Source organism: Nocardia pneumoniae NBRC 100136, from assembly GCF_000308755.1.
Lineage (GTDB): Bacteria > Actinomycetota > Actinomycetes > Mycobacteriales > Mycobacteriaceae > Nocardia > Nocardia pneumoniae.
In genome coordinates this window covers 1-19956 of record NZ_BAGF01000035.1, presented here as the reverse complement: position 1 = coordinate 19956, position 19956 = coordinate 1, and the positions used below count along the sequence as shown (strand labels likewise).

20 protein-coding genes are annotated in these 19956 nt (G+C 68.8%); 7 read left to right on the top strand and 13 right to left on the bottom strand.

Features of this window, described 5'->3' with window-relative positions; translation table 11 throughout:
* Positions 1-44 precede the first annotated feature (44 nt).
* The gene (gene rpsA, locus ON34_RS09950; RefSeq protein WP_040777351.1) at positions 45-1511 is read right to left on the bottom strand and encodes a 30S ribosomal protein S1; all 1467 of its coding nucleotides are present in this window, start codon (positions 1509-1511) and stop codon (positions 45-47) included.
* A 241-nt stretch (positions 1512-1752) separates the two neighbouring features.
* Between rpsA and ON34_RS09945 the strand changes: the two genes are divergently transcribed.
* A complete protein-coding gene (locus ON34_RS09945) occupies positions 1753-2598 on the top strand; it encodes a class I SAM-dependent methyltransferase (RefSeq protein ID WP_040777348.1) in 846 nt (281 codons plus the stop codon).
* Here the strand turns inward: ON34_RS09945 and ON34_RS33460 are convergent.
* From ON34_RS33460 to ON34_RS09925, 4 genes are all read right to left on the bottom strand, one after another.
* Positions 2585-2893 carry a hypothetical protein gene (locus ON34_RS33460; protein ID WP_051022335.1) on the bottom strand — a complete coding sequence of 103 codons (309 nt, stop codon included), beginning with the start codon at positions 2891-2893 and terminating at the stop codon, positions 2585-2587. The genes ON34_RS09945 and ON34_RS33460 overlap by 14 nt on opposite strands.
* 104 nt (positions 2894-2997) lie before the next feature.
* Complete coding sequence (locus ON34_RS09935) at positions 2998-3186, bottom strand: type II toxin-antitoxin system antitoxin (protein WP_040777345.1); 189 nt, start codon at positions 3184-3186, stop codon at positions 2998-3000.
* A gap of 12 nt (positions 3187-3198) precedes the next feature.
* Positions 3199-4083 carry an SPFH domain-containing protein gene (locus tag ON34_RS09930; protein WP_040777342.1) on the bottom strand — a complete coding sequence of 295 codons (885 nt, stop codon included), beginning with the start codon at positions 4081-4083 and terminating at the stop codon, positions 3199-3201.
* Positions 4084-4165: 82 nt separating this feature from the next.
* Positions 4166-5521, bottom strand: coding sequence for an FAD-binding oxidoreductase (locus ON34_RS09925; protein ID WP_040777339.1), 1356 nt, complete (start codon positions 5519-5521; stop codon positions 4166-4168).
* Positions 5522-5592: 71 nt separating this feature from the next.
* Between ON34_RS09925 and ON34_RS09920 the strand changes: the two genes are divergently transcribed.
* A complete protein-coding gene (locus ON34_RS09920; RefSeq protein WP_040777336.1) occupies positions 5593-6492 on the top strand; it encodes a LysR family transcriptional regulator in 900 nt (299 codons plus the stop codon).
* A 113-nt stretch (positions 6493-6605) separates the two neighbouring features.
* Here ON34_RS09920 and ON34_RS09915 read toward each other — a convergent pair whose 3' ends face one another.
* The 4 genes from ON34_RS09915 to ON34_RS09900 all read right to left on the bottom strand — a co-directional run bounded on the left by ON34_RS09915 (position 6606) and on the right by ON34_RS09900 (position 10559).
* Positions 6606-7358, bottom strand: a complete 753-nt coding sequence (locus ON34_RS09915) for an amino acid ABC transporter ATP-binding protein (protein WP_040777579.1) — start codon at positions 7356-7358, stop codon at positions 6606-6608.
* Positions 7359-7390: 32 nt separating this feature from the next.
* Positions 7391-8350, bottom strand: coding sequence for an amino acid ABC transporter permease (locus tag ON34_RS09910; RefSeq protein ID WP_040777333.1), 960 nt, complete (start codon positions 8348-8350; stop codon positions 7391-7393).
* Between the two features lie 3 nt (positions 8351-8353).
* Positions 8354-9277, bottom strand: coding sequence for an ABC transporter substrate-binding protein (locus ON34_RS09905; RefSeq protein WP_083889274.1), 924 nt, complete (start codon positions 9275-9277; stop codon positions 8354-8356).
* A gap of 187 nt (positions 9278-9464) precedes the next feature.
* Positions 9465-10559: an isocitrate/isopropylmalate dehydrogenase family protein gene (locus ON34_RS09900; protein WP_040777575.1), complete on the bottom strand. Its 1095-nt coding sequence runs from the start codon at positions 10557-10559 to the stop codon at positions 9465-9467.
* Positions 10560-10638: 79 nt separating this feature from the next.
* Here ON34_RS09900 and ON34_RS09895 point away from each other — a divergent pair, with 79 nt between their 5' ends.
* Both ON34_RS09895 and trxA read left to right on the top strand, forming a co-directional pair.
* Positions 10639-11169, top strand: coding sequence for a 2'-5' RNA ligase family protein (locus tag ON34_RS09895; RefSeq protein ID WP_040777331.1), 531 nt, complete (start codon positions 10639-10641; stop codon positions 11167-11169).
* A gap of 47 nt (positions 11170-11216) precedes the next feature.
* Complete coding sequence (gene trxA, locus ON34_RS09890) at positions 11217-11588, top strand: thioredoxin (protein WP_040777328.1); 372 nt, start codon at positions 11217-11219, stop codon at positions 11586-11588.
* Positions 11589-11748: 160 nt separating this feature from the next.
* Here the strand turns inward: trxA and ON34_RS09885 are convergent, their stop codons facing one another.
* Positions 11749-12186 (bottom strand): 2-isopropylmalate synthase, encoded by a 438-nt coding sequence (locus ON34_RS09885; protein WP_040777325.1) that lies wholly within the window; start codon positions 12184-12186, stop codon positions 11749-11751.
* A gap of 428 nt (positions 12187-12614) precedes the next feature.
* Between ON34_RS09885 and ON34_RS09880 the strand changes: the two genes are divergently transcribed.
* The gene (locus ON34_RS09880; protein WP_040777322.1) at positions 12615-12926 is read left to right on the top strand and encodes a DUF6191 domain-containing protein; all 312 of its coding nucleotides are present in this window, start codon (positions 12615-12617) and stop codon (positions 12924-12926) included.
* 68 nt (positions 12927-12994) lie between these two features.
* Here the strand turns inward: ON34_RS09880 and ON34_RS09875 are convergent, their stop codons facing one another.
* Together ON34_RS09875 and polA are read right to left on the bottom strand one after the other, a co-directional pair.
* Entirely contained in the window at positions 12995-13489 is a 495-nt protein-coding gene (locus ON34_RS09875; protein WP_040777320.1) for a beta-class carbonic anhydrase, read from the bottom strand.
* 185 nt (positions 13490-13674) lie between these two features.
* Positions 13675-16413 carry a DNA polymerase I gene (polA, locus tag ON34_RS09870; protein WP_040777318.1) on the bottom strand — a complete coding sequence of 913 codons (2739 nt, stop codon included), beginning with the start codon at positions 16411-16413 and terminating at the stop codon, positions 13675-13677.
* 169 nt (positions 16414-16582) lie between these two features.
* On the opposite strand from polA, the gene ON34_RS09865 reads away from it, so the two are divergent.
* Entirely contained in the window at positions 16583-16747 is a 165-nt protein-coding gene (locus ON34_RS09865; RefSeq protein ID WP_157172245.1) for a hypothetical protein, read from the top strand.
* Positions 16748-16759: 12 nt separating this feature from the next.
* On the top strand, positions 16760-17986 hold the full coding sequence (locus ON34_RS09860) for an FxsB family cyclophane-forming radical SAM/SPASM peptide maturase (protein ID WP_051022334.1): 1227 nt from the start codon (positions 16760-16762) through the stop codon (positions 17984-17986).
* A gap of 7 nt (positions 17987-17993) precedes the next feature.
* Here the strand turns inward: ON34_RS09860 and ON34_RS09855 are convergent.
* Positions 17994-19956: ATP-binding protein (locus ON34_RS09855; RefSeq protein ID WP_051022333.1), on the bottom strand; the 1963-nt coding region annotated here is incomplete at its 5' end.

Below are 19956 nucleotides of genomic sequence, written 5' to 3'. Positions count from 1 at the left end.
CCAACCGGAATCCCGGTTGGGGCGCAGTCGTTCGGCTTTGCCGATCAGGCGTTGCCGGAGAGCTTCTCCCGCAGGGCGGCGAGCTGGGCGTCGCTGGCGAGCGAACCGCCGGCGGGCTCGGCCTGGTTGGCGGAGGACTGCGCACCGCTCTCGGAGGAGTAGTTCGACGCGCCGCCGCCGTTCGCGGCCTCGGCCGCGGCGTCGGCCGCCATCTTCTCCATCTGCGCGGTGTGCATCTTGTGGCGACGCTCCGCCTCGGCGTAGCGGGACTCCCACTCCTCGCGCTGCTTCTCGTAGCCCTCGAGCCATTCGTTGGTCTCGGGGTCGAAGCCCTCGGGGAAGATGTAGTTGCCCTGCTCGTCGTAGCTGTCGGCCATGCCGTACTTCGACGGGTCGAACTCGGCGTGGTAGTCCTCGTTGGCCTGCTTGAGGCTCAGCGAGATCCGGCGGCGCTCCAGGTCGATGTCGATGACCTTGACCATCGCGTCGTCGCCGACCGCGACGACCTGGTCCGGGACCTCGACGTGGCGCTCGGCCAGCTCGGAGATGTGCACCAGGCCCTCGATGCCCTCCTCGACGCGAACGAACGCGCCGAACGGAACGAGCTTGGTGACCTTGCCCGGCACGATCTGGCCGATCGCGTGGGTGCGGGCGAACTGCCGCCACGGGTCTTCCTGGGTCGCCTTGAGCGACAGCGAGACGCGCTCGCGGTCCAGATCGACGTCGAGCACCTCGACGGTGACCTCGTTGCCGACCTCGACGACCTCGGACGGGTGGTCGATGTGCTTCCAGGACAGCTCGGAGACGTGCACCAGACCGTCGACGCCGCCCAGGTCGACGAACGCGCCGAAGTTGACGATCGAGGAGACCACACCCTTGCGGACCTGGCCCTTCTGCAGCTGGTGCAGGAACTCGCTGCGGACCTCGGACTGGGTCTGCTCCAGCCAGGCGCGCCGCGACAGCACGACGTTGTTGCGGTTCTTGTCCAGCTCGATGATCTTGGCTTCGATCTCCTTGCCGACGTACGGCTGCAGATCGCGCACCCGGCGCATCTCGACGAGCGAGGCGGGCAGGAAGCCGCGCAGGCCGATGTCGAGGATCAGGCCGCCCTTGACGACCTCGATGACGGTGCCGCGGACGGCCTCGTCCTTCTCCTTGAGCTCCTCGATGGTGCCCCACGCACGCTCGTACTGCGCCCGCTTCTTCGACAGGATCAGGCGGCCTTCCTTGTCCTCCTTGGTGAGAACAAGCGCCTCGACCTCATCGCCCACGGAAACGACCTCGTTGGGGTCGACATCGTGCTTGATGGAGAGTTCGCGGGAGGGGATGACGCCTTCGGTCTTGTAACCGATGTCGAGCAGGACCTCGTCGCGATCGACCTTGACGATGGTTCCTTCGACGATGTCGCCGTCGTTGAAGTACTTGATCGTGGCGTCGATGGCGGCGAGGAAATCCTCGGCGGAGCCGATGTCGTTGACGGCTACCTGCGGCGAGGTGACGGTGGTGGGCATGTGTCGGTTTGCTCCGGACGGATTGTGGTCGGTTGCGGACATTGGAACTTTCGGTACGCTGCGATCTCACCGCGAGGTGTGAAGACGGACACTTAGGAACGTACCGCACGCAACGCGCGTGAAACTCAGCACGGGTTGAACTCCGGTACGGTTGTACGGAAGACACTCGCGCGTTCAGCGTACGCGACCTTGGTCCGGCCGGGCAAACCGGTCGGGCCGCCACGCCGATAGTCTGATCGGCGTGTCGGAAGATCACCACGCGCAAGCAAACGCACTGCTCGGAACGGCGGGCACGACCCGTACCCGGATCGGATCGGCGGCCAGCAGGCTGGCCAGCCGACGCTGGTGGGATGCCGACGCCGCGGAGTACCACAGGACGCACGCGGAGTTCCTCGGCGTCGATTCCCCCGGCGGCGAGTTCGTGTGGTGCCCGGAGGGCGTGCACGAGGGCGACTGGCGGCTGCTCGGCGACGTCGCGGGCAAAGTGGTCCTGGAGATCGGCTGCGGCTCGGCGCCCTGCTCGCGCTGGCTGGCCGGGCAGGGCGCGCGGCCGGTAGGGCTGGACCTGTCGCACGGGATGCTGGAGCGGGGACAGGCCGTCATGGCCCGCGGCGGCCCGCGGGTGCCGCTGGTGCAGGCGGACGCGGAGGCCCTTCCGTTCGCCGACGCGTCGTTCGACCTGGCTTGTTCGGCGTTCGGCGCGGTGCCGTTCGTCGCCGACTCGGCGCTGGTGATGCGCGAGGTGGCGCGGGTGCTGCGGCCGGGCGGACGGTGGGTGTTCTCGGTGAATCACCCGATGCGCTGGATCTTCCCGGACGATCCCGGCCCGGCGGGCCTGACCGCCACCATCCCCTACTTCGACCGCACCCCCTATGTCGAGGTGGACGACGCGGGCGTGCCCACCTACGTCGAGCACCACCGGACCATCGGCGACCGGGTGCGGGAGATCGTCGCGGCGGGACTGGTGGTGGAGGACATCGTCGAGCCGGAGTGGCCGGAATGGCTCGACCGCGAATGGGGCCAGTGGAGCCCGCTGCGCGGCGAGCTGTTCCCTGGCACCGCCATCTTCGTGACTAGGAAGCCGTGAGCGAGGAGGGGTGGTGCTCGTCGACCAGTTCGAGGAGGGAGACCTCGTGGAAGACCAGCATCGCCTGGGCCTGTGCGCTGTCGGTGATCTTGTGCAATGCGTCCCGGAAGGCTTCGGCCGCTGCCGCGGTATCGAAATCCAGGTCGATGAGCACCCGGTTCGGGTTGTGCGTGAACCGCTCCACCCGGCAGGTGCGGGCTCCGGCCTCGGCGCGGAACTGTTCCAGATCGTCGAACATCCTCTTCCAGGTGTCGTAGTCGCGCACGGTGTTGTCGACGTGCACTGTCGTGGTCATCGGACTCCCCTTTCGGTGCGGGCCGCTGGAAGGTTGCTGATAACCAGTCTTCGCGCCGGGAAGGTCCGGCACCAGCCATTTCCGGTCCGGAACGCGCCGCAGCGTCACTCGGTCGCCCCTGCCGACGCCGTTCCCTCACCGGTTTTGGGTGTGCGCCCGGCCTGTGCCAGCGCCAGGCGCAGCGCGTACTCGATCTGGGCATTGATACTGCGCAGGTCGTCGGCCGCCCACTTCGCGATGGCGTCGTGGACGGCCGGGTCCAGGCGTAGCAGCAGTTTCTTCCGCTCAGCCACGGGCCGCCCGCCTCAGGAGTAGAGCGAACCGGCGTTGACGACGGGCTGGGTCGGACGATCACCGCAGAGCACGACGAGCAGATTCGACACCATCGCCGCCTTGCGCTCCTCGTCCAGCTCCACCATGCCCTCCTGGGCCAGCCGCTCCAGCGCCAAGCCGACCATGCCGACCGCGCCCTCGACGATCCGGGTGCGCGCCGCGACCACCTGGGCGGCCTGCTGGCGAACCAGCATGGCCTGGGCGATCTCGGGCGCGTAGGCGAGGTGGGTGATCCTGGCCTCCAGCACCTCGATGCCCGCCATCTCGGTGCGCTCCCGCAGTTCGACGGTGAGTTCCTCGGCGACCTCGGCGCCGTCGCGCAGGCTGGTGCGGCCCGCGTCGTGCGCGTCGTAGGGATGCGTGGTGGCCAGATGGCGGACCGCCGCCTCGGACTGGGTCTCGACGTACTCCTCGTAGTCGTCGACGGCGAAGGCGGCCTTGAAGCTGTCCACCACCCGGTAGACCACCACGGCGGCGATCTCCACCGGGTTGCCGTCGGCGTCGTTGACCTTGAGCTTCTGGGTCTCGAAGTTGCGCACGCGCAGCGAGATGCTCTTGCGGTCGGTCAACGGGAGCACCGAGAAGAACCCCGGCTCGCTCACCGATCCGACGTAGCGGCCGAAGAACTGCACCACCTTGGCCTCGTTCGGGTTCACCACGGTCAGGCCGGTCGCGAGCAACAGCAGGACCACCACGACGACCGTCGCGGCCACCGCACCGCCGATAGCGAGCGCGTTGCCGTCCTTGGCTCCCGCGACGAAACCGAGCGCCGCGGCGGCGCCGAACGCCACCGTGAGCACGAACCAGCCCAACAGCACCAGGAAGCCGTTGAGGCGGAACGCGGAGCGAAACTGCATGACATCCTCCCAATATCAGAGTGATATCACGAAGATAGCATCTCGCCGTCGCGCCGACCAGGGCGCGACGGCGCGAAGGGCATCAGCGGGCGGGCCGGATATTGCGGTTGAAGCGGAAGAGGTTGCGCGGGTCGTGCTTCGCCTTGAGCGCGGCCAGCCGCGCGTAGGTCTCGGGCCGATATCCCGCGCGGGTCTGCGCCTCGTCGGCCTCCTCGCCGGCGCCGTAGAGGAAATTCAGGCTGTGCCCGAGAGTCCACGGCGCCAGCGCGGCACGGATCGCGGCCCGGGCCGCGTCGTCTTCTGGTGCGGTGATGATCCGCACGATGTACTCGGCCTCGCGATGATCCACCGCGATTCCGGCGTCGCCCGGACGAGCCAACGCCCCGCCGAGATGACGGACGTCGACGACCGCGCCCGCGCCGGACTCCGGACCGGCGGCGGCCAGCAGTGCGGCGGCCGCGTCCTCGGGGAGCGCACCGAGCAGCGCGTTGGTGGCGGCGTAGGCATGCGGGTGGTCGGGGTCGCTGTGGATGGTGTGCGACTCGGTGTAGGGCATCGCGCGCAGGTCGTCTCTCAGCCGCTCGCCGACCGCGCGCAGCGGCGCGACCAGGCGCTCGCCCTCCTCGGCCGGGCCGGTGAAGGCGATCCGAATCGAGGCGACGTACCGCCCGCGCAGCGGCGCGGGCACCTGCGGAATATCCGGGAAGGCGAGCATGGTGACCGTCGAGGTCAGCTCGTCCGGCACGGTCGCGGTCCACCGCCGCCACGCGTCCAGCGCGGGCTCGACCAGCGGTGTGTCGAACACCAACTGCCCGCCGTACACCTCGGTGAGCGGAACCAGCGCGACGTCCAGCGCCGTGACGACGCCGAAGTTGCCTCCGCTACCGAGCACCGCGCCGAACAGCTCGTCGCCGGGCCGCAGCGTGCGCACCCGGCCGTCGGCGGTGACCAGCTCGATCGCCCGGACGTGCTCGGCGGCGTACCCGAACTGCCGGGCGAGCAGCCCGACCCCGCCGCCGAGCAGGTAACCCACCACACCGACCGAGGGCGACGAACCGTTCAGCGGCGCGAGCCCGTGCTCGGCGGCCGCTTCGACCAGCGCGCCCGCGCGCACCCCCGCGCCGATGTGCGCCGTCCGGCTCACCGGATCGATCCGGATGCGGGTCATCCGGCGCGTGCTGATGAGCACTCCCCCGTCGGCCGCGACCGACAGCCCGTGCCCGGTGGCCTGCACGGCGATCGGAAGATCGTGGCGCGCGGCGTATTCCACCGCGGCGCGCACGTCCTCGGCGTGCACCGCGCCGACGATCAGCGCGGGCCGGTGGGTGTAGGCGGTCTGGAAACCGGCGATCTCCGCGTCGTAGTCCGGTTCGCCCGGGCGGAAGACGGGACCGGTGAAGGCGTCGATGTCGATGGTCTGTGCGGTGTTGTTTCCCATGCCTTCGACGATGCTCTACCGCGATCAAGAAGTAAAACAGATAGTTCTTCTGTGATCTAGAATCAACAGTTATGGAATTGCGCCAGCTCCGGTACTTCGTCACGGTCGCGCGGGAGGCCAGCTTCACCCGCGCCGCGGCCCGGCTGCATCTGGCCCAGCCCGGTCTCAGCGCGCAGATCCGGCAACTGGAACGCGAACTCGGCCAGCCGCTACTGGACCGCGGCGGGCGCACGGTGAGGCTCACCGAAGTCGGCGCCGCCGTGCTGCCGCACGCGGAAGAGGCGCTGGCCGCTGCCGAGCGGATCACCCGGACCGTGGACGAGTTCACCGGCCTGCTGCGCGGACAGGTCCGGGTCGGGCTCATCTCCGGCGCGGCGGTCGAGGAATTCGATGTCGCCGCAGTGCTCGCCGATTTCCACGACGACCATCCGCAGGTCGCCATCAGCCTCAGCGAGGACACGTCCGAGCGGATGCTCGCCGCCCTCGGCCGCGGCGAACTGGACATCGCGCTGGTCGGACTGACCGGAGCGGAACTGGATCCCGGCATCGGCATCGACGTGGTGCTGGACACGGCGATAGTGGCAGCGGTCCCGGTGGCGGACGCCGACTACGACGCCGAGATTCCGCTCGCGGCGCTGCGTGATCGTCCGCTGATCTGCCTGCCCCCAGGCACCGGTATTCGCGGCGTATTCCAGCGTGCGTGCGCCGCCGCGGGTTTCGAGCCCAGCATCGCCTACGAGGCGGCGGCGCCCCCGCTGCTGCTGCGACTGGCCGCGCGCGGCCTCGGCGTCGCCGTGGTGCCCGCGCTCACCACACAGGAGGCCGCGGCATTCGGGGTGCGGGCCGTCCGCATCGTCGAGCCGGAACTATGTGGACAGCTCGCACTGGCCTGGCGCACCCATCATCCGAGTAGTCCGGCGGCCAAGGTCCTCCTCGGTCAGCTGCGAATCGCCTTGCGCGCCGCCATGTAAAGGGACGCGCGACACGGCCGCAGGTATCACCCTCAGCCGAACCGCGTGCAACGCCCCTGCCTTGCTCGTTGACACACCTGCTCGGCGGCGGTTCGCGCCGCGCTGCGCCCGGTTCAGAGCAGCCGCGAGAGGAACGCCTTGGTGCGCTCGTGCCGCGGGTTCGCCAGCAATTCGCGGGGCGGCCCCGCCTCCACGACCACACCGCCGTCCATGAAGACCAACTGGTCGGCGACCTCCCGCGCGAAGCCCATCTCGTGGGTGACCACGACCATCGTCATGCCCGACTCCGCGAGTTCGCGCATCACGGTGAGCACCTCGCCGACCAGTTCCGGGTCCAGCGCGGAGGTGGGCTCGTCGAACAGCATGAGCTTCGGGTCCATGGCCAGCGCGCGGGCGATGGCCACGCGCTGCTGCTGGCCGCCGGACAGCTGCGCCGGATAGGCGTTCGCCTTCTCGGCCAAGCCGACGCGGTCCAGCAGTTCTCGCGCCCGGGTCACCGCCTCCGCCTTGCGGACCTTCTTGACCTGGGTGGGCGCCTCGATGACGTTCTCCAGCGCGGTCCGGTGCGGGAACAGGTTGAAGTGCTGGAACACCATGCCGATCTCGCGGCGCTGCTTGGCCGCGTCGCGCGGATGCAGCTCGTAGAGCTTGCCGTTCTTCTCCCGGTAGCCCACCAGTTCGCCGTCGACGTACAGCCTGCCCGCGTTCACCTGTTCGAGGTGGTTGATGCAGCGCAGGAAGGTGGACTTGCCGGAGCCGGACGGCCCGATGACGCACAGCACTTCGCCGCGGCCCACCTCGAGCGAAACGCCTTTGAGCACCTGCAGCGCACCGAAGTTCTTGCACACCCGATCCGCGACGATCATCGACGGAGGCGTGGTCTTTCCGAGATCGGTGCTCATTTCGCCTTCACCACCGCTTGGGCGTCGGCGAGTTCCTGCAGCTGCTTGGCGGTCAGCTGCCGGGAGACGCCGCGCGAGTAATAGCGCTCGAGATAGTACTGCCCGACCATCAGCACGCTGGTGATCGCCAGATACCAGGTGGCGGTGACCAGCAGCAGCGGAATGGGCTGGAAGTTCACCCCGTAGATATCGCGAGCCCGGCCGTAGAGGTCGGTGCTCAACGGGATGGCGGTGACCAGCGCGGTGGTCTTCAGCATGCCGATGAGCTCGTTGCCGGTCGGCGGAATGATCACCCGCATCGCCTGCGGCAGAACCGTCCTGCGCATGGTCTGGCTCCAGGACATACCGAGCGCTATGGACGCTTCCCGCTGCCCTTCACCGACCGAATTGATGCCCGCCCGGACGATCTCGGCCATGTAGGCGGCTTCGTTGAGGCCGAGACCGATCACGGCGAAGGCGAACGCCGCTTGCAGCCCCTGCACGTCGAGTTCGAAGAACTGCGGGCCGAACGGAACGCCGAGGTGGATCTGCCGATACAGCGAGGGGAACAGACCCCAGAACACCAACTGCACGAAGACCGGAGTCCCGCGGAAGATCCACAGGTACACCCACGCCGTGGCCCGCAGGACCGGGTTCGGCGACAGGCGCATCACGGCCAGCACCGTCCCGAGCGCGACGGCCATGGCCATCGCGAGCACGGTCAATTCCAGCGTCACGATGGCGCCGGCGGTGATCCGGCTGTCGAACAGATACTTTCCGTAGGTATCCCAGCGGTAGGCCGGGTTCGTCGCGGCGCCGTAGACGAACAGCGCCACCAGGATCAGAATGATCGCCGCGGCTATCCAGCGACCGGGCCTGCGCAGCGGAACCGCTTTGATCGGCTCCGGTTCCCGCGTCGAGTCCGCCCTGTCGGGCCCGGGATCGCCGGGCGCCGGCCGGGTGTCGTTGTCGGTCATCGATCAGCTCACGGCGCCGTTGATCACGGACTTGGTGATGGCGCCGTCCTGGACACCCCAGTTCCTGGTGATCTCGAGGTACTTACCGCTGTCGATCAGGTGCTGGACCGCCTTCTGCAACACCGCGGCCAGCGGCGCGCCCTTGGGCACCGCCCAGCCGTACGGCGCGGAGTCGAACACCGGGCCCGCGGTCTCGATCTTGCCGTCGCTCTGCTTGATCGCGTACGCGGTCACCGGAGAGTCGGCCGACATGGCGTCGACCTGGCCGAGGACCAGCGCGTTGGTCGCTGCGCTCTGCTCGTCGAACGGCTTGATATCGATGGCGGGCTTGCCCTCGGCGACGCACTTGGCGCTCTTGGCGGGCACCTCGTCGGTGTGTTCCACGGTGGTTGCCTGCACGGCGACCTTCTTGCCGCAGGCGTTCTCCGGGTCGACCGGCTTGCCCTTCTGCTGGGCCCACTGGATGCCCGCGTTGAAGTAGGTGGTGAAGTCGACCTGCTGCTCGCGTTCCTTGGAGTCGGTGATCGAGGACATGCCCACGTCGTAGGTGCCCGCCTGGATCGCGGGGATGATCTTCTCGAAGGCCGACTCGACGTATTCGGCCTTGACGCCGAGCACGGTCGCGACGGCGTCCATCAGGTCCACATCGAAGCCGACGATCCGGCCGCTGGCGTCCTTGTACTCGTTGGGCTGGTAGGGGATGTTCACGCCGACGACGATCTTGCCCGACTGCTTGATCTTGTCGGGGAGTTGCGCGGCGATCTCGTCGACCTTGTCCACCTGCACCTTGGGCACCGAGGGCCCGGACTCCTCGGTGTTCGTGGTACAGCCCGTCAGCACCAGTGCGCCCGCGGCGAGCACGCCCAGTGCGGCCCGCAGGGCGCGCCTGCCGGGAAACGATCGATCAGACACAGCAGTCCTCCACATTTCGACTACACGCAACCCGGGCGTCACCACCCGTTTGGCAATCTAAGCGACCGGCGCGGTTCGCGCTGGGCAGTGCGGAAACAGCGACACGAAGTCGTTGCACGGTGCCCTGGCGTCCACGTGCCGGTACATCGCCGCGACACCCTACCCGCTTGCTCGGTGACCAGCGGCTTTGGGATGCACAGCGCTATCTGCGGTGCACCCTGGCGCACACCTGCTCGGTGAACTCGCTGGTCGAAGCCAGGCCGCCGAGGTCGGCGGTGGCGACGCCCGCCTCGAGCGTCGCGGCGACGGCCCGCTCGATCCGCGCTCCGGCCCGGGCGAACGCCGTCTCCGCGTCCCTGACCGCCAACCACCGCAACAACATCGCCGACGACAGCTGCAGCGCCGCGGGGTTCGCGCGATTGTGCCCGGCCAGTGTGGGGGCGGCGCCGTGCACGGCCTGGGCCATGGCCCTGGTCGCGGAACAGTTCAGCGACGCGGCCAGTCCGAGCGAGCCGCTCAACTCCCCCGCCAGGTCGGACAGGATGTCGCCGAACAGGTTCTCGGTGACCAGCACGTCGTAGTCGGCGGCGGCGCGGACCAGGTGCGCGGCGGCCGCGTCGACGTGCTCGTCGTCGACCTCGACACCCGGATAGGACCGGGCCACCTCGTAGCAGACGTCCCGGAACAGTCCCATGGTCAGCGGCAGCACGTTGGCCTTGTGCACGATGGTCACCCGCCTGCGCCGCGTCTCGGCCAGCCGGAACGCCTGATGCGCGATCCGCTCGCAGGCGGCGCGGGTCACCAGGCCGACGGACATCGCGACATCCGGTGTCGGCCGGAACTCGCCCGTGCCCGCGAACATGTTGCGATCGGCGTAGAAGCCCTCGCTGTTCTCCCGGACGATCACCAGATCGATGTCCGGCGCGGTGGCGTGCACGCCCGGAAACGCCCGCGCGGGACGGATATTGGCGTAGAGGTCGAAGCGTTTGCGGATCGCGCCGCCCGGCGCCACCGCGGCGCGATGCTCGGCGGGATAGGACGCGTTGTCGTGCGGGCCGAGAATCCAGCCGTCCACTCCGTCGAGCGCGTCGAGCGTCCGCTCGGGCAGCGGAGTACCGAATTCGGCGATGGCACGGTGTCCCATCGCCAGCGGCACCCAGTCGACCGGCGCCGCGCCGACCGCCGACAGCGCCTCGTCGACCACCTGCCTGGCGGCGCGCACCACCTCGGGCCCGATGCCGTCACCGTCGATCAGGCCCAGCCGCAGCGCCGCACGGGGTTTGTTCGCGTCGTTCACCGGAACATCCTCCCGCCGCGGCACCCCGACGGCGGAACCGGCCCGCGCAGGCCCCCGATGCGGTTACCTTCGGGGAACCATGGTGCAGTCGGTCGAACTACTCCTCGATGACGCCGCCGACGCGGAGATCCGCCAGCAGTGGCGGCTGCTGGCGGAGGCCGGCGTGTCGAGCCTGGCCGCGCGCACCGACGAGACCAACCGCCCGCACATCACCGCCGCGGTGGCCAAGCAGGTGTGGCCGCGCATCGAGCAGGCGTTGCACGAGCAGGCCTTCGCGCCGATCGCGGTGCGCCTCGGCGGGCTGGCGGTCTTCGGTGCGCGCCGCCTAATCCTGGTGCGGCTGGTGGCGCCGTCGGAGCCGCTGCTGACGCTGCACCGGCGGATCTTCCACACGATCTCCCCCTGCCCCGGCATTCCGGCCAACCTGCGCCCGGACGCCTGGACACCGCACATCACCCTGGCCAGGCGGGTGCCGCCGCAGCTGCTCGGGGAGGCGATCCACGCCGTCGCCCGGGACCGGGATTTTCCGGCGACCGTGCTGGGTATCCGTCGATGGGATGGTGATCAGCGGCGCGAGTGGCCGGTCGGCCGGATCCGCCGTGGAAGATAACCGAGGCAGCCCGCGTTATAGCTGGCACACCGAAACGAGAGGACGTCATGGCCACCCAGACGCTGACCCAGCAGAATTTCGACGAGGTAGTCACCGGGAACGACGTGGTACTCGTCGATTTCTGGGCCGATTGGTGCGGCCCGTGCAAGAGTTTCGCACCGACCTTCGAGGCCTCCTCCGACAAGCACCCCGACGTGGTGCACGGAAAGGTCGACACCGAAGCCGAGCAGGGCCTCGCGGCGGCCGCCAACATCCGTTCGATCCCGACCATCATGGCCTTCCGGGAGGGTGTGCTGGTCTTCGCGCAGCCCGGCGCGCTGCCGCCCGCCGCGCTCGAGGATCTGGTGACCCAGGTCAAGGCGCTGGACATGGACGAGGTGCGCAAGCAGCTCGCTGAACAGCAGGCCGGTCAGCAGTGACCGCGGCGCGGTAAGTTCCCGCGCGACACCGATACGACGCCAGGCCCGGACACGGACGCCCTGCGAGGGGCAGTCCGAGTCCGGGCCTGGCGTGCGTCCGCAGCCGGATGAGACGCGTCGACCGCGGGGTGTTCCGCCTCCCCGCGGTCGACGTTCGCTATCAGGACGCGCCGAGCAGGTTGACGCCCGCGATCATCGCGCGCACGGTCGATTCGGCTCCGTCGTCGGCGATGGCCGCGCCCCAGCCGCGCCTGCCGTCGCATTCGCACTGCACGAAGGTGGCGGTGCCACTCGCGGTGCGCCGCTGGTGGAACTGCAGGATCTCCACCGGGAATCCCTCGTCGTAGAGGGCCGAGGTCATCGCCGCGACCGGGCTGCCGGTGGCGACGACGGTCCGCAGGTGCCCGGCGAACTCGAGGGTGGCGGTGAACTCGGCGGTGCGGCTGCCCGCAGGCGACCAGTCACCGAGGCGGATGGGGCCATTGTGCTCGCAGTAGCGGCGGTGGAACTCCGCCGAGGTGAGGCCGGCGCTTTCGGCCCGCAGGCCCTTGGGAGCGGCGGCATGGAAGGTTTCGGTATCGAGAGACAGGATGGTCATTGAAAGTAGGTCTTCCCGAAGAATGTCGTGCCTGGAGTTGACAGAGGGGACCAGCACTAACAAGTCGAACAGCCCGCAGCGAGGGAGCCGGTCCGGATCAGACCCCGCTACGGCGGGCTACTACGAGGCCTCGACGACGCCGCGCCACCATCGCGGTAAGCGGAACTAGCCCGGCACGATCCTCCGGCGCGGCGGCGGTAGCCGACGCAACCACGGAGGGCCCGGTGAGCGACGCCATGGACACAGCGCGGTCGCGGTCTGCGACGCGGAGCGCTGCACTGTGGCGGTCGACGGGATTCGGCACGCGATCGAGGATAGGGACATCGCGGCGCAATAGCAACCATATCCGAGTGCCCGATTTGTCTACTGGCGAGTACCATTCGCGCAGTTCAGGAGGTTGCGGGCAGCGCGAAGGTACCGTCGGTGGCATGGGTCTCGTCGCCATGACCATCCCGGGTCTGTCCCTGCTGCTCATCGCGCTCGCCTTCGCCGAAGTCGGGTGGAACAAACTCACCGGAAGCCGCGTACTGCCGTGGACCAGGAAACGGTCCGGTCGTCCGGTGTCGGCCGTCGGATTCGAAGAGGTGACGGCGTTGTTCCAGGGCGCGAAGCATTACGAATTCGAGCAGCGCATGACCACGCTGATGCATCGGGAAGACAAGTCCGACGGCGCGCCGCCGCGCGATGAGGTGGATCTCGCCAGCGGTTCGGCGCGCCTGGTGCGGCAACGCCCGCAGTAAAGCACTGTGTCACAGCGCGATCCGAGCGGCGCATCGAATCTCGTTGTCGCATCACGCTGTTCGCTCCGTCAGCGAGCGGCTACCTCGTTCAGCTCGCCGGTGGCGACGTCGAAGACGAAGCCGCGGATGGCGTTCTTGTGCGGCACGAACGGGCTGGCGACGATGCGCGCGATCGACTGGCGCACATCGGTTTCCAGGTCCGAGAACGATTCCACCGACCACTCCGGCTTGATTCCGGTCTCCTCCTGGATGGCGGCCTTGAAGGCGTCGTCGGTGAAGGTGAGCATGCCGCAATCGGTATGGTGGATCAGAATGATCTCCCTGGTGCCGAGCAACCGCTGACTGATCGCCAGCGAGCGGATCTCGTCGGCGGTCACCACACCGCCCGCGTTGCGGATGACGTGCGCCTCCCCCTCCGCGAGGCCGAGCGCGCCGTAGACGTTGAGCCGCGCGTCCATGCACGCGACCACGGCCACGCCCTTCGAGGGCGGCAAAGGTAGCGGGCCTTGGAAGGTGCTCGCGTACGCCGCATTGTTCGCCAGGTATTCGTCGGTGACAGTCATGGGACATCCCCTGCGCTCGGTATGCGTGAATCCCTATATGACCAGCTTCACGGTAGATGCCCGCGCGCGGCGGGACACGCGTCCCGTTCACGGTGATTCCTTTGCTGGCGCGGCGAGCCGATGATAGCTCCCGAAAAGCCGGAAGCCGGGCCCGTACTGTCCGACCGGCGCGTTTCGCCGGGTTGTCAGTGCGCGGCGGCGTCCCAGCTGCGGCCGACGCCCACCGAGACCTCCAAGGGCACCGACAGGGCGATCGCCGAGGACATCTGTTCGCGCGCCAGCGCCTGCAACGTCTCCCGCTCCCCTTCCGCGACCTCGAACAGCAACTCGTCGTGGATCTGCAGCAGCATCCGCGAGCGCAGCCCGGCCGACCGCATCGCCCGGTGCACGTTGATCATCGCGACCTTGATGATGTCGGCCGCGGTGCCCTGGATCGGGGCGTTGAGCGCCATCCGCTCGGCCGCCTCCCGGCGCTGCCGGTTGCTGGAGTCCAGATCGGGCAGGTAGCGGCGACGGCCGAACAGCGTCTCGGTGTAGCCGACCTTGCGGGCCTGCTCGACCACCTCGTACAGGTAGTCGCGGATCCGGCCGAAGCGGGCGAAGTAGACCTCCATCTGCTCCTTCGCCTCGGTGGTGCTGATCTTCAGCTGCGCCGACAGTCCGTAGGAACTCAGGCCATAGGCCAGGCCGTAGGACATCGCCTTGATCCGGCGGCGCAACTCCGGAGTCACCTCGGCGATCGGGATGTCGAACGCCTTCGACGCGACGAAGCTGTGCAGGTCCTCCCCGGAGTTGAACGCCTCGATCAAGCCCTCGTCCCCGGACAGGTGCGCCATGATCCGCATCTCGATCTGGCTGTAATCCGCGGTCATCAGCGACTCGTAGCCGGAGCCGACAACGAAGGTGTCGCGGATCTGCCGTCCGGTGTCGGTGCGGATCGGGATGTTCTGCAGGTTCGGGTCGGTCGAGGACAACCGGCCGGTCGCGGCGATCGTCTGGTTGAACGTGGTGTGGATGCGCCCGTCCTCGGCGACGCACTTGAGCAGGCCGTCGACGGTGACCTTGAGCCGGGTGGCGTCGCGGTGCGCGAGCAGGTGCTCCAGGAACGGGTGCTGGGTCTTCTCGAACAGCGACTCCAGCGCGTCCGCGTCGGTGGTGTAGCCGGTCTTGGTGCGCTTGGTCTTCGGCATGTCCAGCTCGTCGAACAGCACCACCTGCAGCTGCTTGGGCGAACCCAGGTTGATCTGCTTGCCGATCACGTCGTAGGCCGCGTTGGCCGCCTCGGTGACCCGGTCGGCGAATTGCCGCTGCAACGTCGCCAGCTGATCGGTGTCCACCGCGATGCCCGCGTCCTCCAGCGTGGACAGCACGCCGAGCAGCGGCAGCTCCATATCGGCCAGCAGCGGCGTGGACTCGATCTTGCCCAGCTCCTCGTCCAGCGCGTCGGCCAGGTCGGCGACGGCGCGGGCACGCAGCATCTGCGCCCGCGCCAGTTCGGCGTCGACGGTGTCCTCCTCGTCGAGCAGGGACAGCTGCGCGGTCTCGGCGGTCTCGGCGCGCAGCTCCCGATGCAGGTAGCGCAGCGAGAGGTCGTCGAGGTTGAAGGTGCGCTGGCCGGGGCGGACCAGGTAGGCGGCCAGCGCCGTGTCGCTGGTCAGCCCGCCGAGGGTCCAGCCGCGGCCGCGTAGCGCGTGCACGGCGGCCTTCGCCTCGTGCAGCGCCTTCGGCACGGCCGGATCGGCGAGCCAGGCGCCCAGCGCCGCCTCGTCCTCCGGGGTGAGCACGGTGACGTCGATGTAGCCGCTCTCGCCGTCACCGGCCGCGATGGCGATCGCGCGCACGTCACCGTGCGCCGGAGTACCCGTTCCGACGATCGAGACGCCATGGCGCACACCGGCTTTCGCGTGCTCGGCGAGCCAGCTGGCGACGGCGCCGATCTCCAGCGCGCCGCCGCTGATCTCGAAGCCCGCCTCCGCCTCGGGTTCCGGCGGTGCCAGCGTCTCGAACAGCCGGTCGCGCAGCACACGGAACTCGAGATCGTCGAACAAGCGGTGGATCTTCTCCCGATCCCACGGCCCCTGCGCCAGCTGGTCGGGCGTGTACGGCAGCGGCACGTCCCGCATCAACTCGGTGAGCTGGCGGTTGAGCACCACGCTGCTCAGGTTGGCCCGCAGCGCGTCGCCGACCTTGCCCTTCACCTCGTCGACCTTGTCGACCAGGGCGTTCAGGTTGCCGTACTCGCGGATCCACTTGGCGGCGGTCTTCTCTCCGACACCGGGGATGCCCGGGAGATTGTCGCTCGGGTCGCCGCGCAACGCCGCGTAGTCGGGGTACTGGTTCGGGGTGAGACCGTACTTGGCCATCACCTCGTCGGGGGTGAACCTGGTCAGGTCGGAGACACCCTTGCGGGGGTACAGCACGGTGACGTTCTCGTCGACCAACTGGATGGAGTCCCGGTCACCGGTGACGATGAGCACGCGGAAGCCCTGGGCCGACGCGCGCGTGGTGAGCGTGGCGATGATGTCGTCGGCTTCGAAGCCGTCGATCGCCATCACCGGAATGCCCAGCGCGCCGAGCACGTCCTTGGTGAGCTCGACCTGCCCGCGGAACTCCTCCGGCGTGGTGGTGCGGTTGGCCTTGTACTCCGGGTACGCCTCGGCGCGGAAGGTCTGGCGCGACACGTCGAACGCCGCGGCCACATGCGTCGGCTTCTCGTCGCGCAGCAGGTTGATCAACATCGCGGTGAACCCGTACACCGCGTTCGTGGTCTGCCCGGTGACCGTCTTGAAGTTCTCCGCCGGTAGCGCGAAGAACGCGCGGTAGGCGATCGAATGCCCGTCCAGCAGCAGCAGCGTCGGCCGGTCCCCGGCAGGGTCGGACGCGGTGGCGGAACGCTGGGCAGTCGTCGGTGAACTCACGGGCATGAGTCTAGGGACCGGCACCGACAAGTGCCGACCCGGACACCCGGCACACCGGGACCGACGGACCCGCGACCCCGCGCGGCGGCCCGATCGGTGGCCGGCCTCTCCGTTCGGACCCCATCGCAGTGGCTGAAATGCGATGATAGAGCTGCATTTTGCGGAAGGAGCCGCCATGAATTCGCCCACCCAGATCTCGCCGGGTTCCGCTCCGGCCGCCGCGCTCGACTTGGCCCTGGAGCGCCTGCGAGACCCCCGGGCCGAGGACTGCGCCGCCTACGCCCATAGCTCGAACGGCCGCTTGGTCACTGCGGCTCGAACCCCACGACACGACCGGTAACCGGATCGTTCGATGCCCGCGGATCTGCCGTGGCCGGGCTTCGGCCCGCGCACGCGGCGACCGAGCGAGAACCTGCACCCGTTCCGCGAGTTCATCCTCAAGGTGCAGTCGCGCTGCAATCTGGACTGTGACTACTGCTACGTCTACCACCTGGCGGACCAATCCTGGCGCAACCAACCCCGCAGGATGACGCCGCACGTCGTCGCCGCCACAGCCGATCGCATCGCCGAGCACGCCCGGGCGCACGACCTGGACAGCGTCACGGTCCGGCTACACGGTGGCGAGCCCTTGCTCGGCGGCCCCGGCTACGTCGTGCGGATCGTCGAGACGCTGCGCGACCGAATCGCTCCAATCCGGGTCGTCACGTCGATTCAGACAAACGGTGTGCTGCTCGACGCGGAGACGGCCGACCGTTTGATTGCCGCCGACATCGGTGTCGGCATCAGCCTCGACGGCGACCGAACGGCCAACGATCTGCACCGTCGCTTCCGCGACGGCAGATCCAGTTACGACGCTGTGTCGGCGGCCATCGCAGTCATGCGCGAACCGGCCCGCAGCGCGTTCTTCAGCGGAGTGCTGAGCACGGTTCAGCTCGAGGCCGACCCGCTCCGAGTCTGGCGTGGCCTGCTCGACCTGGATGTTCCCGCGCTCGATTTTCTTCTCCCGCACGGCACCTGGCAGAACCCGCCGCCCGGATTGATCCCCGACGACCGGAGCACGCCGTATGCCGACTGGCTCATCCCCATTTTCGACCAGTGGTTCGACGCACCCGAACGTCCATGCAGGGTGCGCATCTTCGAAGACCTGGTGCATCTGGTGCTGGGGGGCACTCAGAGCTACGAGTCATTCGGCTTGAATCCGGTCACGCTCGTCGTCATCGAGACCGACGGCTCCTATGAGCAGGTCGACAGCATGAAAGCGGTGCACGAGGGGGCGGCAGCCACCGGGCTCGATGTCGTCCGGCACTCGCTCGACGAGGTACTACAGCTGCCCGCCTTCGTGGCCAGGCAACTCGGGTTCGACGCGCTGTCGCACACCTGTCGCGCGTGCGTCCATCGCCGGATCTGCGGCGGCGGGCTCTATCCACATCGGTATCGACCGGGAAGCGGCTTCCGCAATCCATCGGTCTACTGCGCCGATCTCTTCGCCGTGATCACCCATATCGAGCGGCGGGTCGCGGACGGCTTGGCCGAGCGCGGAACCTCGCTCGGCGCGATCCGCGCCGAACGGGCGGGATAGCGGCCGTCTAACCGGGCTGGCGCTCCTCCGGATCGAACCCGAGCTGACGCAGTCGCGCGCGAACGGCGTCGGCGCGGGGCGACCCCAATTCCCCGTAGACGCCCAAAGACTGGAGCAGGGCGCTCTGTGCCCCGACCCGGTCGCCGAGCAGCGTGCGGGCCTCGCCGAGGGCAGCGAGGGTCTCGCCCTCCCCGAAACGGTCGCCGCTCATTCGCCGCACCGCAAGCGCCTCTTCATAGGTGTCGGCGGCCTCACCGGGCCGCGACATGGCCTGCAGGGTCATGCCGAGATCGTGGAGGACGTTCCCCTCGGTATGCGAGTCGATGCCGTGACACGCCGCAAGGGCATCCCGGTAGAGCTGTTCCGCCGCTGGGTAGTCACCGCGATCGAATCGCGTCCGCGCCAGCACATCCCGCAGCACGATCGCCTCGTTGCGCCGATCACCGATCTCGCGCCAGATCGCGAGCGCCTGCTCGCCCAGCTCACGCGCGTAGTCGGGGCGGTCGAGCTCGCGCGCGGCCTCCCCGAGGTTCCCGAGCGCCATCCCCTCCCCGATCCGATCCCCGATCTCGCGATTGATCCGCAGAGACTGCTCGTACGCCGACCGCGCCTCATCGATCCGGCCGACCTCGACCAGCGCGCCACCCAGGCTGGTCAGGCACCACTGTTCGGCGAAGGCATCACCCGCCGCCCGTGCCGCGGCCACGGCGAGCTCGCTGGTCGCAAGCCAATCGTCATGGTAGCGGCGGATCTTGTAGAAGGTCACCGCCGCGAGGGCCAGCCGCCAGGCGAGGTCCGGCATACCATCGGTACCCGCGGCCCGCACCGCCGCGGTCAGATTGGCTCGTTCGGAATCGCACCAGCGCAGAGCGGCGTCATAGGTACCGAGCTCGGTGATCGGGGTTCCGGGACCGGGCGGCCCCAGCGGCACGTGACGCCGCATCGGCGCCAGCAGCCGGTCTGCGGCGTCGACGGTGTGGGCGTACCAATCGAATTCTCGGGTCAGCGCCGCGTGGCGCTCGCTCTCCGGCTCGTCTTCGGCAGCCCGCTCGGCGGCGTACTCCCGCAGCAGGTCCAGCAATCGGTAGCGATCGCGGGACAGGCGCTCCAGCACGCTGAACGCCACCAGTGCGTCGAGGGTCCGGCGCGCTCGATCCGGCGGCAGACCCAGCAGCGCCGCCGCGGCGGTGGTACTGAACTCACCGCCCGGGTGCAGTCCGAGCAGCCGGAACGCCCGGCGCAGATCCTCGGGCAGATGTCGGTAAGACCAGGAGAACACCATCCGTACCTCCGATGTCGGGTCACCGTCAACACCGGCCAGTGCGTCCAGCCGGTTGCGTTCGTTCGCCAGCTCCGCCGCGAGTTCCGGCAGGGTGAGGCTCGACAGGGCCGCATGTTCGGCCGCGATCTTCAGCGTCAACGGCAGATATCCGCACATCCGCGCCACCGTCGCCGCGGCACCACTGTCCGGCGAGCCGGTCGCGGTCCGCAGTAATGCCTCGGCATGGACCGGCGCCAGCGGGCGCAGCACGAGCCGGACCGCATTGTCCCGCACCACCAGCCCGGACAGCGGACCCCGCGAGGTGACGACCGCCGCGGAGCACGGCGGCGGCAACAGCGGCCGCACCTGCTCCGGCGTCAGCGCGTTATCGATCACCACCAGCACTCGCCGACCATCGAGTAACGCACGGTAGCGCTGGGCCAGCCGTTCTTCGTCCAGTTCGGGATCGCCCCGCGCGGTGTCGTCGAGCGCCCGCACGAAACGGTCCAGTGCCTCGTACGCCGTCGACGTCGGCATCGCGCTATAGCCATGCAGATCCAGATACAGCTGACCGTCCGGAAAATCCGTGCGCAGCGCGTGCGCCACCCGCAGTGCCAGACTCGACTTCCCGACCCCGGGCGGGCCACTGATGATACCGATCGGCCGCCCGCCGTCCCCGTCGCCGCGCAACAGTGCGGTCAGCCGCGCT